This is a genomic window from Flavobacterium inviolabile (genome assembly GCF_013389455.1).
GTDB lineage: Bacteria > Bacteroidota > Bacteroidia > Flavobacteriales > Flavobacteriaceae > Flavobacterium > Flavobacterium inviolabile.
In genome coordinates this window covers 1,731,517-1,747,876 of sequence record NZ_CP058278.1, presented here as the reverse complement: position 1 = coordinate 1,747,876, position 16,360 = coordinate 1,731,517, and the positions used below count along the sequence as shown (strand labels likewise).

Annotated in this window: 15 protein-coding genes; 9 read left to right on the top strand and 6 right to left on the bottom strand. The window is 40.2% G+C overall.

All coding sequences use genetic code 11. The features are described from left to right. The first annotated feature begins 12 nt into the window (after positions 1 to 12). From dapB to HW120_RS07675, 3 genes are all read left to right on the top strand, one after another. The gene (gene dapB, locus HW120_RS07685; protein WP_177732867.1) at positions 13 to 714 is read left to right on the top strand and encodes a 4-hydroxy-tetrahydrodipicolinate reductase; all 702 of its coding nucleotides are present in this window, start codon (positions 13 to 15) and stop codon (positions 712 to 714) included. A 23-nt stretch (positions 715 to 737) separates the two neighbouring features. Beyond that, positions 738 to 2,288, top strand: a complete 1,551-nt coding sequence (gene lepB / locus HW120_RS07680) for a signal peptidase I (protein WP_177732865.1) — start codon at positions 738 to 740, stop codon at positions 2,286 to 2,288. A gap of 164 nt (positions 2,289 to 2,452) precedes the next feature. Further along, positions 2,453 to 3,064 carry a WbqC family protein gene (locus tag HW120_RS07675; RefSeq protein WP_177732862.1) on the top strand — a complete coding sequence of 204 codons (612 nt, stop codon included), beginning with the start codon at positions 2,453 to 2,455 and terminating at the stop codon, positions 3,062 to 3,064. Between the two features lie 2 nt (positions 3,065 to 3,066). Here the strand turns inward: HW120_RS07675 and HW120_RS07670 are convergent, their stop codons facing one another. The 6 genes from HW120_RS07670 to HW120_RS07645 form a co-directional block, all read right to left on the bottom strand. Next, positions 3,067 to 4,143 carry an endonuclease/exonuclease/phosphatase family protein gene (locus HW120_RS07670; protein ID WP_177732860.1) on the bottom strand — a complete coding sequence of 359 codons (1,077 nt, stop codon included), beginning with the start codon at positions 4,141 to 4,143 and terminating at the stop codon, positions 3,067 to 3,069. Positions 4,144 to 4,195: 52 nt separating this feature from the next. Next, the gene (locus tag HW120_RS07665; protein WP_177732858.1) at positions 4,196 to 5,062 is read right to left on the bottom strand and encodes a rhomboid family protein; all 867 of its coding nucleotides are present in this window, start codon (positions 5,060 to 5,062) and stop codon (positions 4,196 to 4,198) included. A 55-nt stretch (positions 5,063 to 5,117) separates the two neighbouring features. Further along, positions 5,118 to 5,867: a rhomboid family intramembrane serine protease gene (locus tag HW120_RS07660; protein WP_177732856.1), complete on the bottom strand. Its 750-nt coding sequence runs from the start codon at positions 5,865 to 5,867 to the stop codon at positions 5,118 to 5,120. Then, a complete protein-coding gene (mutL, locus tag HW120_RS07655; protein ID WP_177732854.1) occupies positions 5,864 to 7,786 on the bottom strand; it encodes a DNA mismatch repair endonuclease MutL in 1,923 nt (640 codons plus the stop codon). Before mutL ends, HW120_RS07660 begins: the two co-directional genes overlap by 4 nt. 179 nt (positions 7,787 to 7,965) lie before the next feature. Beyond that, entirely contained in the window at positions 7,966 to 8,454 is a 489-nt protein-coding gene (gene ribH / locus HW120_RS07650) for a 6,7-dimethyl-8-ribityllumazine synthase (protein WP_177732852.1), read from the bottom strand. A 5-nt stretch (positions 8,455 to 8,459) separates the two neighbouring features. Then, positions 8,460 to 9,242, bottom strand: a complete 783-nt coding sequence (locus tag HW120_RS07645; RefSeq protein WP_177732850.1) for a tetratricopeptide repeat protein — start codon at positions 9,240 to 9,242, stop codon at positions 8,460 to 8,462. A gap of 135 nt (positions 9,243 to 9,377) precedes the next feature. Between HW120_RS07645 and recF the strand changes: the two genes are divergently transcribed. The 6 genes from recF to HW120_RS07615 all read left to right on the top strand — a co-directional run bounded on the left by recF (position 9,378) and on the right by HW120_RS07615 (position 16,329). Then, positions 9,378 to 10,457 (top strand): DNA replication/repair protein RecF, encoded by a 1,080-nt coding sequence (gene recF / locus HW120_RS07640; protein WP_177732848.1) that lies wholly within the window; start codon positions 9,378 to 9,380, stop codon positions 10,455 to 10,457. 236 nt (positions 10,458 to 10,693) lie between these two features. Continuing rightward, positions 10,694 to 12,808: an ATP-binding response regulator gene (locus HW120_RS07635; protein ID WP_177732846.1), complete on the top strand. Its 2,115-nt coding sequence runs from the start codon at positions 10,694 to 10,696 to the stop codon at positions 12,806 to 12,808. Positions 12,809 to 12,939: 131 nt separating this feature from the next. Next, the gene (gene murB, locus HW120_RS07630) at positions 12,940 to 13,953 is read left to right on the top strand and encodes a UDP-N-acetylmuramate dehydrogenase (RefSeq protein WP_177732844.1); all 1,014 of its coding nucleotides are present in this window, start codon (positions 12,940 to 12,942) and stop codon (positions 13,951 to 13,953) included. Positions 13,954 to 13,963: 10 nt separating this feature from the next. Further along, positions 13,964 to 14,578 carry an FMN-binding negative transcriptional regulator gene (locus HW120_RS07625; protein ID WP_177732842.1) on the top strand — a complete coding sequence of 205 codons (615 nt, stop codon included), beginning with the start codon at positions 13,964 to 13,966 and terminating at the stop codon, positions 14,576 to 14,578. Between the two features lie 87 nt (positions 14,579 to 14,665). Continuing rightward, positions 14,666 to 15,772, top strand: a complete 1,107-nt coding sequence (locus tag HW120_RS07620) for a glycosyltransferase (protein WP_177732840.1) — start codon at positions 14,666 to 14,668, stop codon at positions 15,770 to 15,772. After that, positions 15,763 to 16,329, top strand: a complete 567-nt coding sequence (locus tag HW120_RS07615; protein WP_177732838.1) for an RNA polymerase sigma factor — start codon at positions 15,763 to 15,765, stop codon at positions 16,327 to 16,329. The genes HW120_RS07620 and HW120_RS07615 overlap by 10 nt, the downstream gene beginning before the upstream one ends. Positions 16,330 to 16,360 lie beyond the last annotated feature (31 nt).

Genomic DNA, 16,360 nt, shown 5'->3' with positions numbered 1-16,360 from the left:
ACTACACACCAAATGAAAATTGCTCTTTTAGGATATGGTAAAATGGGTAAAGTAATTGAACGAATTGCTTTAGAAAGAGGTCATGAAATTGTACTTCGAAAATCCAGTGCCGATTCTTATGACGGACTTGAAAAAGCCGATGTTGCCATAGACTTTAGCGTTCCCGACAGTGCCGTTAGTAACATTTCCGCCTGTTTTGCTACTAATATACCAGTAGTATCCGGAACAACGGGATGGCTGGAACAATACAACGACATGGTACAATTGTGCCAGGAGAAAAACGGAGCCTTTATTTATGGTTCCAATTTCAGTCTGGGTGTTAATATTTTCTTTGAACTGAACAATTATCTGGCAAAGATGATGGCGAATGTAAAAGAATATAACGTTTCGATGGAAGAAATCCACCATACGCAAAAACTGGATGCGCCAAGCGGTACGGCGATTACCCTGGCAAAAGGAATTATCGAAAATTCCGGCTACAACAGCTGGACGATGGGTGCTCCCAAAGCCGGTGAAATACAGATTGATGCCAAGCGTATTGAAAACGTACCGGGCACACACACGGTGACCTATAATTCTGATGTGGATTTTATAGAGATCAAACACGTTGCCCACAACCGGGAAGGATTCGCTCTTGGAGCCGTAATTGCTGCCGAATGGATCGCCGGAAAAAAGGGTGTTTTCACAATGAAAGACGTATTAAATCTGATTTAATAATATACTAAACAAACAAAGACATGACACTTATTCAATGGTTTATATTCTTCCTGGTTATACAGCTTGTACACTATATAGGAACATGGAAATTATACGAAAAGGCCGGTAGAAAATCCTGGGAAGCCGCTATTCCGGTTTACAATGCGATTGTATTGATGAAAATTATCGACCGCCCGAAATGGTGGACCATCCTACTGTTCATCCCTATCGTGAACCTGATCATGTTCCCGGTTATCTGGGTGGAAACCCTGAGAAGCTTTGGTAAGAATACGCCGGTTGACACCATCTTAGGTGTGGTGACTTTAGGTTTGTATATCTATTATATCAACTATACCCAGAATGTAACTTATATCCCGAATAAGAATGAAGTTAAAAAGGACAACACCTTAAGTTCGCTGTTGTTTGCCGTAGTAGTGGCAACATTAGTACACACCTATGTGATGCAGCCGTACACCATTCCTTCTTCTTCATTGGAAAAATCCTTATTGATTGGTGACTTCCTTTTTGTAAGCAAATTTCACTATGGCGCCAGAACGCCAAAAACAGCCGTGGCAATGCCGATGGTTCACGATACCATTCCGCTTATCAATACCAAATCCTACCTGAGCTGGCCGCAATTCCCGTCGTTCCGCTTACCGGGAATCCAAAAAATCGAACGTAACGACATCGTTGTTTTCAACTGGCCGGTAGACACCGTTAGAACCATGTTTGGCGACAATTCCGGACAATATACCTATAAGCCTGTTGACAAAAAAACCAACTATGTAAAACGCTGCGTTGGTATTCCGGGCGATAGTCTTTCCATTAAAGACGGGGTAGTGATGATTAACGGGAAACCGCTTGAATTACACGACCGACAAAAAATACAGTTCTCTTACCAGGTTATCACAGACGGTAATGCTTTTGACTACAACTACCTGATTAATGACCTGAAATTAAATCCGAGCGAAGTTCACTATGTTCAGGATAAAAACCTGTTCTACTTTCAGTGTTTAACGGATGAAGCAGCAGAACGCATCAAAAACAATCCGATTGTAAAATCGATCACAAAAAATATTTCCAAAGAACGCGAACAAGGCATATTCCCGGGTACACAAAGCTGGTCACAGGATAACTTTGGTCCTATTTACATTCCGGAAGAAGGCAAAACTGTTGTTTTAAACAAAGAAACCCTTCCTTTCTACAAGCAGATCATTACCGAATATGAAAACAACGATTTAAAAGTGAATGGCGACGAAATCCGTATTAACGGTAAAGTAGCGACCTCTTATACTTTTAAACAAAACTATTACTGGATGATGGGTGACAACCGTCACAACTCACAGGACAGCCGTTACTGGGGTTATGTACCTTTCGAAAACGTAGTGGGAAAACCGGTATTCATCTGGATGAGTCTGGATCAGAATATTCCCTGGGCTAAAGCCATCGACAAAATACGTTGGGAAAGACTATTCACAACAGTTGGCGGAAGCGGGAAACCAGTATCGTATTTTATCTACTTCGTAGTTGTTTTGGCAGCATGGTTAGGATATGACTTCTACAAGAAAAGAAAAGCGAAAAGAAACTCGTAATTAATTTATGACATAAGCTGTCTGCTTTACGATGTAGTATGCAGGCGTCATAAACAGGATGAGAAGTAAAATTAAAAGTTGTCATAAACCACAGCAATTATTTTTACTTCTCATTCTTCATAAATCAAACCTCATATATCGTACATCAAAAACCACACATCAAAATGAACATCCTTATACATCCTACCTACTTTCCTTCCATCAGTCATTTTACAGCGATGGTACAAACAGATACGATTACGTTTGAAACGGAAGACAACTTCCAGAAGCAAACCAATCGCAACAGAATGTATATTTACAGCCCTAACGGGATGCAGATGCTGAATATTCCGGTAAAGCACAGTCCGGTGTTACACCAGAAATTTAAGGATGTAAAGATTGAAAATGCCTTTAACTGGCAGAAACAGCACTGGAAATCACTGGAAGCAGCCTACAGAACATCGCCTTTCTTTGAGTATTTTGAAGACGACATCCGTCCGGTATTTGAAAAAGAGCATACTTTTATGATGGACCTGAATTTTGAGGTCATGGAAATCGTTACCGATTGTCTGGGCATGGATTTCTCCTACTCCAAAACAACTGAATATTTCGCCGAACCGGCAGATAAAGTCGATTTCCGTTCTTTAGTAAACGGTAAAAAAGACACTTCCGTTTTTGAACCGTACACACAGGTATTTGAAGAAAAACACAGGTTTATTAACAACCTGAGCATCCTGGACGTACTTTTTAACGAAGGGCGTTATGCCATGGAATACCTGAAAAACCAGTCTTTATAAAACTACTTTTTCTTTTCCGTTGTTTCTTTAGTATTGGTCGTTGGTGCCTCATCCCGTAAAGTCAGGCGGGTGGTAATAGGAAAATGGTCGGAATTGATAAAATTATCGTGGTTCACAAAATTTTTCACTTCAATGCGTTTGTCCACAAACACATAATCGATCCGTGCCGGATAATAGTCGTAGTCATACGTTTTCCCGAAACCTTTACCGGCTTCTTCAAACGCGTCTTTCATGTTCCCTTTAATGTTTCGGTACACATAGGAAAAGGCACTGTTGTTCAGATCGCCGCAGATGATCAGCGGGTAATGACATTCGGCTTTGTGCTGCTTGATCAGCTCCGACTGTAATTGCTGTACGGCAAAAGCCTCACTGATACGTCTGAATATCTTTTTAGACTTCACCTCATCGATTTTCTCGTGTATATCGGGGCTTATCTTGATAGACTGCAAATGCATGCTGTACACGCGAAGGGTGTCCCTTCCTTTTTTAATATCGGCGAAAATCACATTGTTATTCGAATTCGGAAACTTAATATTACCGCCATTTACAATAGGGAACTTTGAAAAAATAGCCTGACCGGTTTTTACCTTATCGCCCTGCATATAAATAAACTGGTGCTTATAGCCGTCAAACTGCACCGGCTGCGTATTCGAATATTCCTGCAGGCATAGAATATCCGGATTTTGCGACAGTACAAAAGCCTGGATCTTGTCGATCACATTGTCCTGCTTGATCCATTCAAACACGTTGAACAAACGCACATTATAGCTCATCACAACAAAATCATCATCTTCTGCAATTAAATCTTTAGCCGAGAATTTATAAAACTTATTAAAGAATGTAATCCCGATAAGGAATACAAAAACCGAAAGCAGCACCTGTTTTTTCAGCTGGATCAGCCAGTAAAACAGGAACAGTAAATTCAGAATCAGCATCAGCGGCAGCACCAGCGTCAGTACCGAAAGGAACGGGAACAGCTTGGGCGCCAGGAACGGCAGTACATAGGCAATAAAGCTCAATACAGTCAACACTATATTGAAAAAGAAAGCCACTTTATTAAACCATGATAAGTTCTTCATACTGTTTCGTCCAAAGACTAAATTTGCGGATAAGGCGTGTGCCTGAAATTATTTATTTGCCAACTTTAAACAAGAATTCTTTCTCGTCCTTTGTAAGGCTGTCATACCCGGATTTACTGATTTTATCCAGGATATCGTCAATTTGCTTCTGGGTAACATCTTTATTGGATATTCCGGAATTGCCGGTCGATTTTGTCTGCTGACGGGTATTTCGGTGTACTGTTTTAAACGGTGTTGTTTTTTTAGGGCTGAATAAACCTGCTACCGTATCCAGAAAAGCAGAAACTCCTTTTGTCAGGTCGGTTCCGTTTTTCAGCAATTTTATATATAAAAACCCGAAGAAAGCACCACCCAAATGGGCAATATGTCCGCCGGTATTGCTCACCGGAATCTGAATCAGGTCTAAAACAACCAGTACCAGGGCAATGTGCCACAGCTTTACGTTGCCAACCAGCAACAGGCGGATTTCGGTTAAAGGCGAATAGGCCGCCGCACCAATCAAAACCGCCATGATGGCTCCCGATGCGCCTACTAATATGGTATTGTTATGAAAAATAAAATCGGTTGCAACAAACAACACTCCTGCAAAAATCGCTCCAAGCAGGTACAAACCGAATAGTTGTTTTTGTGTAAAATAGGTTGTAAACAAGCGGCTGGCAAAATTGAGCACGATCATGTTAAACAACAAATGGAAGAAATCGGCATGCAGAAAAGCATACGTCAGCAGCGTCCACGGTCGGGTTACCGCCGTCATCACAACGGATGAAAGACTGGTCCAGGCCAATACTGTTTCAAAAAGAGCAGGAGCAAATGCTCTTAAAAGAAAGAACGGGATAGCAATACCTACATTCCAGAAAATAAGCTTTTGTGCTATTCCCCCTATTTTATATTGCATTTTAAAATCCTCAATGATGTTCATTCTCGTCTTTATGTTTTACAGTTATTCTACTCCTAATTTATAATTTATTTCCGAATTATCGGTCCCAACGGTTATTATCGAACTGATTCTTTTTCCAGAACCACATCATCAGGAAACCAACAACGGCTCCGCCAATGTGGGCAAAGTGGGCAATACCGCTCGCGCCTCCAAAAATAGATCTTCCGTAAAGTCCTGAAATCAAATCGATGATTAACAATCCCGGTACAAAATATTTTGCTTTTACCGGAACCGGAATAAACATCAGCGCCAGTTCTGCATTTGGGAACATAAACGCAAAGGCAACCAGCAGACCATAAATGGCTCCGGATGCTCCAACAGCAGGAACGCTAAACGCTTCCATAAAGCTGTTAAACTGGTTTACCGATAAAACTTCCTGCCATTTTGTATTGTATTTTCCCTCTGCCAGAATCTGGAGAATTTCCGATTTCGGAATACCGCTTTCCACTAAAGTATTCAGTCCGTCGTGGAATAAGTAAAAATTTACCCCCGAATGCAGTAAGGCTGCTCCCAATCCGCAGGAAATATAAAAGAATAAAAACTTCTTTGCCCCCCAGAAATGTTCCAAAGCCGACCCGAAAGAATACAGCGCAAACATATTGAAGAAAATGTGCATCCATCCGCCATGCATAAACATGTGTGTTAACGGCTGCCAGATACCGAAATTAGGATTTTCTAAATACCATAATGCCAAATAAGTATTTGCCGCAGGAACAAACATTGCGCCCAGGAAAAAGATAACGTTAATTATAATTAACTGTTTAACGGTTTCGGTTATATTCATCATATTGCAAATCGTTTATCTAAGTCTTCCACACGCATCGTGATGAAAGTGGGTTTATGAAAAGGGGAAACATTCGGTTCTTTACAGGCAAACAAGGCATTCACCATTGTTTCCTGTTCGCGTTCCGTTAAATAGGTTCCGGTTTTTACTGCCAGGCTTCTTGCCATCGATTTGGCAATGCGGTCACACTGACTGAAACTGCTGTCCGGAAGCTCGCCCTGTAAATCACCAACCAATTCCTCCAGTAAAATAGACACTTCACTTTCGGCTACGTTAACCGGCAAACCGGAAATGGTAACACTTTCTTCAGCTAGGGATTCAAAAACAAATCCGGTGCTTTCCAGTGAATGCTGCAATTCTTTAATCAGGATTAACTCTGCTTTGGTAAAATACAGTTCTAACGGAAAAAGCAGCTGCTGACTGGCAGCCTGCTGTACGGTAATATTTGTCAGGAACTGTTCGTACAAAATACGCTGGTGTGCTCTTTTTTGGTCAACGATCAGCATACCCGATTTGATCGGGCTAACAATGTATTTTTTATGGATCTGATAGGTTCTGTTATTCGACACTTCTTCTATCGCGCTGTCATCAAAAAGAGAACCGGTTACTTCCTCGCTCTCAAATTGAATTTCGGCCACATCCACTTCTTCTGTAGCCTGTTTTAAGCCTACATACAAACTCTCCCAGCTCTGACCGGATTCCTGTTTTTTATAACTTGCGGAGAAAGAGGGATTCGAACCCGGAGACTTTGTAGAATTTCCTGCCGAAGCAGAAAAGGAAGCCGTAAACGCCTGCGACGTTTTAGGGGTTTCCTCTAAAAAAGGGTTAAAATTTGCATCCACCTGGATTAAAGGTGTTTCCGCTTCTTTACCCGAATATTCATAAGGCGTGTCTAATGTGGCATCCCGTTCAAAATCAAGAACCGGCGACACGTTAAATTGCCCTAGGCTATGTTTAATTGACGAGCGTAAAATGGCATACAAAGCCTGTTCGTCATCAAATTTAATTTCTGTTTTGGTCGGATGGATATTGATATCGATCGTATGTGGCGGTACATCCAGGTATAAAAAATAACTGGGCTGGCTGGCATCTTTCAGCAGACCGTCGTAGGCTGCCATAACCGCATGATGCAGGTAGGCACTTTTAATAAAACGGTCGTTCACAAAAAAGAACTGCTCTCCCCTGCTTTTCTTGGCAAATTCCGGTTTCCCGACAAATCCCTGTATGCCCACAATTTCGGTACTTTCCTTAACCGGAACCAGTTTTTCATTTGTTTTCCCGCCAAAGACATTCACGATACGCTGGCGGAAATTAGAAGCCGGAAGGTTAAACATTTCACTTCCGTTATGAAACAAGACAAAATGAATATTGGCATGTGCCAAAGCCACCCGTTCAAATTCATCCACGATGTGGCGGAACTCAACCGTATCCGATTTTAAAAAGTTGCGTCGCGCCGGAATATTAAAAAACAGGTTCTTTACCGAAAAGGACGTCCCTTTTGGCAATACGGCCACATCCTGCGAAACGAATTTACTTCCTTCAATAATAAGATGGGTTCCTAATTCTTCCTGGTCCTGCTTGGTTTTTAGTTCCACATGGGCAATAGCTGCAATGGAAGCCAGTGCTTCCCCGCGGAAACCTTTCGTATGCAGGGCGAACAAATCTTCGGCATGGCGTATTTTTGAAGTTGCATGGCGTTCAAAACACAAACGCGCATCGGTCACGCTCATGCCTTTACCGTTGTCGATGACCTGAATAAGTGTTTTACCCGCATCTTTCACGATAAGCTTGATTTCGGTTGCTCCGGCATCTACTGCATTTTCAATCAATTCTTTAACTACTGAGGCTGGTCTTTGCACCACCTCACCAGCAGCAATCTGGTTCGCAACGTGATCGGGAAGTAATTGGATAATACTCGACATTCGTATATTTTGAAGCTGTTTAAATTAAAAGTTTTTTCTTTCCGAATCACCAAATTTAAAGAAAATGGCAGACATTAACGAATGAAGCCTCTCAATTTTTTGTTAATACGGGATTCCCTGAAAACAAAAACCTGTAACGTTTTGCGTTACAGGTTTCACAGGTATAGTGTTGGTAAAAATTACGCCTTTTTTCTCAGGTCGGCCATTTTTATCGCTGCAATAGCAGCTTCTGTTCCTTTATTTCCGTGAGCGCCTCCGCTTCTGTCAATGGACTGCTGTTCGTTATTATCGGTCAGTAAACAAAAAATAACCGGTACATCCGTTTGAACATTCAGGTCTTTGATTCCCTGCGTTACTCCTTCACAAACAAATTCAAAATGCATGGTTTCGCCTTTAATCACACAACCAATGGTGATGACTACATCTACATTTTGCGTTGCTATCATTTTTTTAGCACCGTATACCAGCTCAAAGCTTCCCGGTACATTCCAACGGACGATATTGCTTTCCAAAGCACCGCAATCCAATAAGGCTGCTTCCGCTCCGGAATATAATCCTTCCGTTATTTTGTCGTTCCATTCTGAAACAACAATCCCAAACCGAAAATCTTTCGCGCTTGGGATTGTGTTTTTATCGTAATTGGATAAGTTTTTATTTGCAGTAGCCATATTTATTATTCTGTCATTGCGATCAATGCATCAATATTTGCAGCTTCAGCAGCACTTTCGTATTTTTCTTTAATTTGTGTAAAGAATTTAGAAGCTTCTGCTTTTTTATTCAAGGCCAAAGCAGTTTCACCGGCTTTAAACAGGAATCTTGGTGTTGTAAATTCGTTATCGTTTGCTTCTGCCGCTTTTTTGTAGTACGTTAAAGCATCTTCTTTTTTATCTAATTCAGAAAAAGCATCACCGATACCACCTAAAGCTAACGCTTTTAACATCATATCGTCAGAAGAGAATTGCTCTAACTGTTGTACAGCTTCTTTGTATTTTGCAGTGTTCAAATAAGCCATACCTGCATAATAATGCGATAGGTTAGCCGCTTTGGTTCCGGAGTAGTTTTCAGTAATCCCTAAGAATCCTAATTTTCCTTCACCACCTTTTAACGATAAAGCGAATAAAGAATCCGAAGCCTGTCCGTCTACTGCCTGTTGGAAATATTGTTGTGCCTGGAACATTTCATTTGCAGCATCTTCCTCTTTTGGTCCTACTACAAATTTATTATACAAAAGGTACCCGGCAGCAGCTATGGCAATAGCTCCTACAAATCCGAAAATATATTTCTGATTTTTAGCTACCCATTCTTCCGTTCTGGAAGCACCTTCGTCTAATTTATTAAAAACTTCCGCAGTAGCACTATTTTTATCCTGAATATCTTCTACTTGGTCAAATTCGTTTTCAACAGCTTCGTCCTTTGGTTTTGGGGCTTTGTATCCTCTTTTGTTATATGTTGCCATTTATTTTAAATTTATTGAGCTGCAAAAATATACTTTTTATTGAAACTTAAAAGACCTTTTTATCGATATTTTTCAATAATTTGCACCCACTTTTGAAAAATGGACAGAAAAATTCAGAAATAATCCCTTCGCTACGTGTATTTAAAGAAGCTTTCCTTATTTAATTATAAAAATATATCCGAAGCCACTTACGACTTTGACAGCAAAATCAATTGTTTTGTGGGTAAAAACGGCATTGGTAAAACCAATGTCCTGGATGCGATATACCACCTGGCTTACGGGAAGAGTTATTTTAATCCGTTAGCAATACAAAACATAAAACACGGCGAAGAATTCTTTGTAGTCGACGGCAGTTTCGAAAAAGAAGAACGCCCGGAACAGATTGTGTGCAGCCTGAAAAAGGGACAAAAGAAAATCCTGAAACGCAACGGCAAACCTTATGATAAGTTTTCCGACCATATCGGCTTTATTCCGCTGGTGATCATCTCCCCTTCCGATCAGGATTTAATTATAGAAGGAAGCGAAACACGCCGGAAGTTTATAGACAGCGTTATTTCGCAGTCAGACAGCTACTACCTGCAGCAGCTAATCCAGTACCAGAAAATAACCGCACAGCGCAATGCTCTTTTAAAGTATTTTGCCCTGAACCACACTTTCGAAAAAGACACCCTTGCCGTTTATAACGAGCAGTTAGCCGTGCTGGGGCATGCCATATTCGAAAAACGAAAAAACTTTATAGCGGAATTTATCCCGATATTTAATGAGCACCACCGGGCAATAACCAATGCTGCCGAAACGGTTCAGATTGTTTATGACAGCCAGCTGTTTGAAAAAAACATGGCAGAATTATTCGAGGACAATCTGGCAAAGGACCGCGCATTGCAATATACCAGCGTGGGTGTTCACAAAGACGATCTGTCTTTTGAAATTGACAGCCATCCGATTAAAAAATTCGGTTCCCAGGGACAGCAAAAGTCATTTCTTATCGCCTTAAAACTGGCACAGTTTGAGTTTATCAAAAAACTAAACGGGGTTGCTCCGATACTTTTATTTGATGATATTTTCGACAAACTGGACGAAACACGCGTCAGCAAAATCATTGAAATGGTTAACGATGAGACATTCGGTCAGTTATTCATTTCCGACACTCATCCGGAACGTACAGAAGCCATTGTAAAGTCTACTTTACAGAGTTACAGGATTTTTCAGCTTTAATTTTCAGGGTATTTTTTTACTTAAAATGTAAAGAACTACCTCATCGCTATTCTTTTTCCACATCAAAAACTCTTTTTATTTGGAATTTAAATAAATATTAAGGATATTTATTTTTTTGATTACCAAACATTTAAAATCCCAAAGAGACTTTTCTATTTTTACTGCCCCCAATATTGCTACCTGCCCCTTCCTGCCTAATGCTGTTCTAACATAGTAAAAACTAATAAAAATAGCTGATGAAGATCCCGTTGCAACAAAGAAAAAAAGTTCATATTGCCCTTTTTATTTCCATCATTATTATTCAATTATTATTTTTTTGGATCTGGTACAAACAAGGCAAAGAATACAACAATCTTTCCGAATCCGTTCAAAATGCGAGTAAGCCCAACCGCGCCCTGTTTTTTTCAGACAAAGCAACCAGTAGTTTCCTGGATGCCCAGAATGCTTTTAACGATTACCTGCTCAATCATAAAAAGTCTTCCTTAAACAAATACGAGAGTTCTATTAAAGAGATGACCGTATACCTGGACAGCCTGGACAACCTGACCAGTGTGAATAAGGATTTCTTTAATGTGATCAAATCCAAAGAAACCACAGAAAGGGAGATCTACAAAATCAAGAAGCAACTGGATTCCCTGATGCTGCGCGGCATCATACCGCTAATGGATACGGTCGTACCGTTAAACTTCAATGTTAAAAAGTACAATTACATCCGGACGTTAAATTCCATTACCTACGATACGATTTTAACTTCCAACCAGGATTCCAAAAAAGGTTTTTTTACGAGAATCGGAAAAGCCATTTCCGGCAAAAGCGACATCCTGAAAGAGCAGCTTCAGGTGCGCATTAAAATGATGTATGGCAATACGGAAAAGATCGGTTCTTTTGAAGACCAGCTAAAAAACACTTTTCACAGTATTGACAAATACTACACTCACGAATTCCAGCGCCTGAACAATACCTATAATAATTTAAGGAGTAAGGACAAGGAACTTTTGGAGATCAACAAAACCATTCTTCATAAAAGTAAGGAGATCTTAGAGCTGTATTCCGAATCGGCCCAGGAAATGGACAAGATAAAATACACCAAAGCGATCACCAATATTGAAAGCCAGAAAACACTCATATTAACACTGCTGGGCATCATGGCGGTTATCACACTGATATTGCTTGCCTATACCTTATTTGCCTATATGTATGAACGGAATTTATCGAATGCCAAGATGGAAGCCGAAAAAAACCTGGAATTCAAAAACCGTATTATTGGTATGCTCAGCCATGAAATGCGGGCGCCGTTAAATATCATTTCGAATTTTTCAAAAAAATTAAAAGCCTCCGGTTTACCCAAAGAGCAAACGCCAACGGTTAACTCGCTTATTTTTACTTCCAATTCCTTACAGATCACTGTAAACCAGATTTTGGATTTCTTTAAAAACAAAAGCAGCAAACTGGCGGTTTATAATTCCAATTTTAATTTAAAAGAGGAAATCCTTTCCGTTTTGGAATCACTGCGTTCTTTAGCCGAAATCAAAAAAATCGACCTGATCATGCAACTGGACCAGAATCTGGATACTGCGGTTTGGGCTGACAATGTGAAGATCCACCAATTGTTTTACAACATAATCGGCAATGCGATAAAATTCACCACTAAAGGGAACATTACCGTTACCGCTAAACTATTGGATACTACCGATACAAAATACCGACTGAATGTTACCATAAAAGATACCGGTTCCGGTATTCCGGCAGAAGATCTGGAAAACATCTTTAACGAACACTACCAGAGTAAATTCCATTCCGAGCAGTTTAAATTTGGTGCCGGACTGGGTTTAAACCTCTGCAAAGAAATCGTAGAACTTTTCCATGGCGCCATCAGCATCAATAGTGTGCAGCAAAAAGGAACGGAAGTGAGCTTCCACCTGATACTGGACAAACCACAGACCATCAAAACCAGCCAGGAAAAACTTATGGCAATCACGGAACTCAAAAAAACAACCATTGCCGTTGTGGATGACGATATGATAACCCTGGCAACCGTAAAAAAACTGATCACCTCCGTTAAAGCTGAAGCCATCGGTTTCTCTTCGGCGGCAGAGATCCGGACCTATCTGCAAACAAATCCGGTTGACCTGTTCATTACCGATTTACAGCTTGACAGTGTTTCCGGAATACAGCTTGCCCGGGATATCAAACAGCAAAATGAGATAAACGCCGATATTCCGATCCTGGCGATTACCGGCGATGACTATATGACTTCCCATGATATCGCCACCACTCCTTTTGACGACATTATACTCAAACCGATAAATAAAGAGGAATTTTACACTAAAATTCTAAAAGTTTTATCATAACCTCCGCACGGACACCTTTACAGTTCCTTTCTTTTTCATCGCCTTTGTTTTTTACAATTATCGCGATGAAAAGGAAAGGAATTAAAAACGGTTTGACTATTTTTACAGCATTCTAAAATTATTTTTTTACCATGAAGATTTCCACTGATTTTTCCCTTAAAAACTATAATACTTTTGGTATTGAAGCGAAGGCAAAAGCTTTTGTTGCTGTTGAAAATCAAACCGAACTGGCCCAAATTTTAAAAGAACACCAATCGGAGAAATTATTTGTTTTAGGCGGTGGAAGCAATATGCTTTTAACACAGGATATTGACGCTCTGGTTATTCATGTCGATCTGAAAGGAAAAAAGGTAATTTCCGAAAATGACGATTATGCTTTGGTTCAGGCACAGGCCGGTGAAAACTGGCACGAATTTGTAATTTGGTGTATCGATCAGAATCTGGGCGGATTGGAAAACTTATCGCTTATTCCCGGGAATGTGGGCACTACACCTATTCAGAATATCGGGGCTTATGGCGTGGAAATCAAAGACGCATTTGTTTCCTGCGAAGCCATGCATATTAAAACACAGGAAATAACCACTTTCAACAGGGAGCAATGCCGTTTTGGCTATCGGGAAAGTATCTTTAAAAACGAAGCCAAAGACCAGTATATCATTACTTCCGTAACGTTTCAGCTAACCAGACAAAACCACAAGACGAACACTTCTTATGGTGCGATTGAAGCGGAACTTACCAAAGAAAACATCAGCAATCCGACAATTAAAGACATCAGCAATGCGGTTATTGCGATTCGCGAAAGTAAATTACCGAATCCTAAAGAATTAGGAAACAGCGGTAGTTTCTTTAAAAACCCGATTATCAGCAAAGCCGATTTTGATAAAATCCACCTGCAATTTCCGGACATGCCGCATTATGTCGTTTCCGATACGCTGGTTAAAGTTCCGGCCGGATGGCTTATCGAACAGGCCGGTTTTAAAGGAAAGCGTTTTGGTGATGCCGGCATACACAAAAACCAGGCTTTGGTTCTGGTAAACTACGGCAATGCAACCGGACAGGAAATCCTGAACGTTTCCAGAAACATTCAAAAAACCATAGTGGATACTTTTGGCATCGCTATCGAAGCCGAAGTAAACATTATTTAAACCGGTCCTTATGTATATTGACGACAGCAATAAAAACGAGGATTCAGACGCTATCAAAACGTTTATCAGACAAAACAGTTTTGGCATCCTCATCAACCAGACACAGGGAAAGCCGTGGGGAACCCATATTCCGCTGGAACTGGAAACCAACAAAGCCGGAGAAGAAGTCCTTTTCGGTCATATTGCCAAAGCCAATCCGCAGTGGAAAGATTTTGAAAACAACAATACGGTACTGGCAATTTTCCAGGGACCGCATTCGTACATTTCCTCTTCGTGGTACGATCATGAAAACGTCCCTACCTGGAATTATATCGCTGTACATGTTTATGGAAAAATAAAAATCCTGGAAGGCGATGATGTGCTGTATTTGCTGAAAAAGCTGGTTGATAAATATGAAGCCGGTTCGGAGAATCCGGTGCGCATTGAAGAACTTTCCAAAAAAACCATGCGCCAGGTAAACGGACTTGTCGCTTTTGAAATTGCCATTGAAGACATTCAGGCTGTACATAAATTATCACAAAATCGTGACGATAAAAACTACAATGCCATCATTTCCAAATTAGAAAGCAAAAAAGATGCTAATTCGGCAATGATTGCTCAAGAAATGAGAAAATTAAGGGAATAGCCCTGTCAGTAATTTGTTGAATTCGACTTGAAATTTAACATTTGATTTGTACCTTTGTCCAACATTTAACTCTGTCATGAATTGCATATGTTAACAATTCTACTCTACATTTTTATTGGAATTATAGCCCTTCAGATTTTTTATTATTTGATTGTTTTCAGCAAATTTGCGTTTGCAAAACCTCAAAAAATAACGCCTAAACGCATTCCCGTTTCTGTAATTGTCTGCGCTAAAAATGAAGCCGAAAACGTTACGAAATTCATTCCACTTTTAGCCGAGCAGAATTATCCGGATTATGAAATTGTTTTAATTGACGATGCTTCCAGCGATGACACGCTTGAAATTTTTGAAGCTTTCGAAAAACAGTATTCCAATGTTCGCCTGGTTAAGGTTCAAAACAACGAAGCCTTCTGGGGAAATAAAAAATTCGCACTGACCTTGGGTATCAAGGCCGCTAAAAAAGAATACCTGCTATTCACCGATGCCGATTGTTATCCTACTTCGAAAGACTGGATCATGAACATGACCTCGCAATTCACACTGCACAAAACCATTATCCTGGGGTATGGTGCTTATGAAAAGATCAAAGGTTCATTCTTAAATAAAATCATTCGTTTTGAAACAGTACTCACCGCAGTACAATATTTTTCATGGGCAAAAATGGGCAGACCTTATATGGGTGTTGGCCGTAATCTGGCCTATAAAAGAGAAGAATTCTTCAAGGTGAACGGTTTTATGGATCACATGAAAATCCGTTCCGGCGATGACGATCTGTTTATCAATCAGGCATCCAACAGTAAAAACACAACCATTTGCTATGCTCCGGAAAGTTTTACCGTATCGGCACCAAAAACCACTTACAGCGAGTGGTTCAAACAAAAACGCCGCCATGTTTCCACCGCTTCATTCTATAAAGGGTTTGACAAGTTCCAATTGGGATTATTCTACTTTTCGCAACTTTTCTTTTTCCTTCTGGCAATAATCCTGTTAGCTTTTCAGTTTCAATGGATGATCGTGTGCGGGTTAATTGTTTTCCGTTATATTTTCACATGGATCACACTGGGATATGCTTCCGGCAGACTCAAAGAGAAAGATGTCATGTATTGGTTCCCTATTATCGAATTAATACTTATCTTCACGCAATTGAACGTTTATTTTACAAACTCTATTTCAAAACCGGTACATTGGAAATAAATTCAGAGATAATTCAAAAGAACATTGAAAAGGCAAAATCCGGAGATCAGGTAGCCTTTACATTTTTGCTGGATTTTTTCTGGAATGAGATTTACGGCTTTATGCTGAAACGTACCGAAAACGAAACGGACACCGAAGATATTGCCATTGAAACGTTTGCAAAAGCTTTTGACAAAATAACTACCTACAATCCGGAATTCGGATTCAATACCTGGCTGATTACCATTGCCAAGAACGTCCATATTGATATGCTGCGTAAAAAGAAATCGGCATTGTTTCTGGACATCAATGACGAAGAAAACCAACAGGCATACAATGTTATCGACTCCTCACCCACCATTGAAGACGAGATCATTAAAGAGCAAAACCTTGCCCGTTTATTACTGTACATCAAGGAATTAAAACCGGCCTACCAGGAAGTTATCCAGCTGCGTTATTTCCAGGAAATGAGTTATCAGGAAATTGCCGATCAGCTTGAAGAGCCGCTAAACAATGTAAAAATCAAACTGTTGCGTGCCAAAAAGCTTTTATTTGAAATTATTCAACAAAAAAGGTAATTCACTTCAACATTCCACACAAAACACCTTA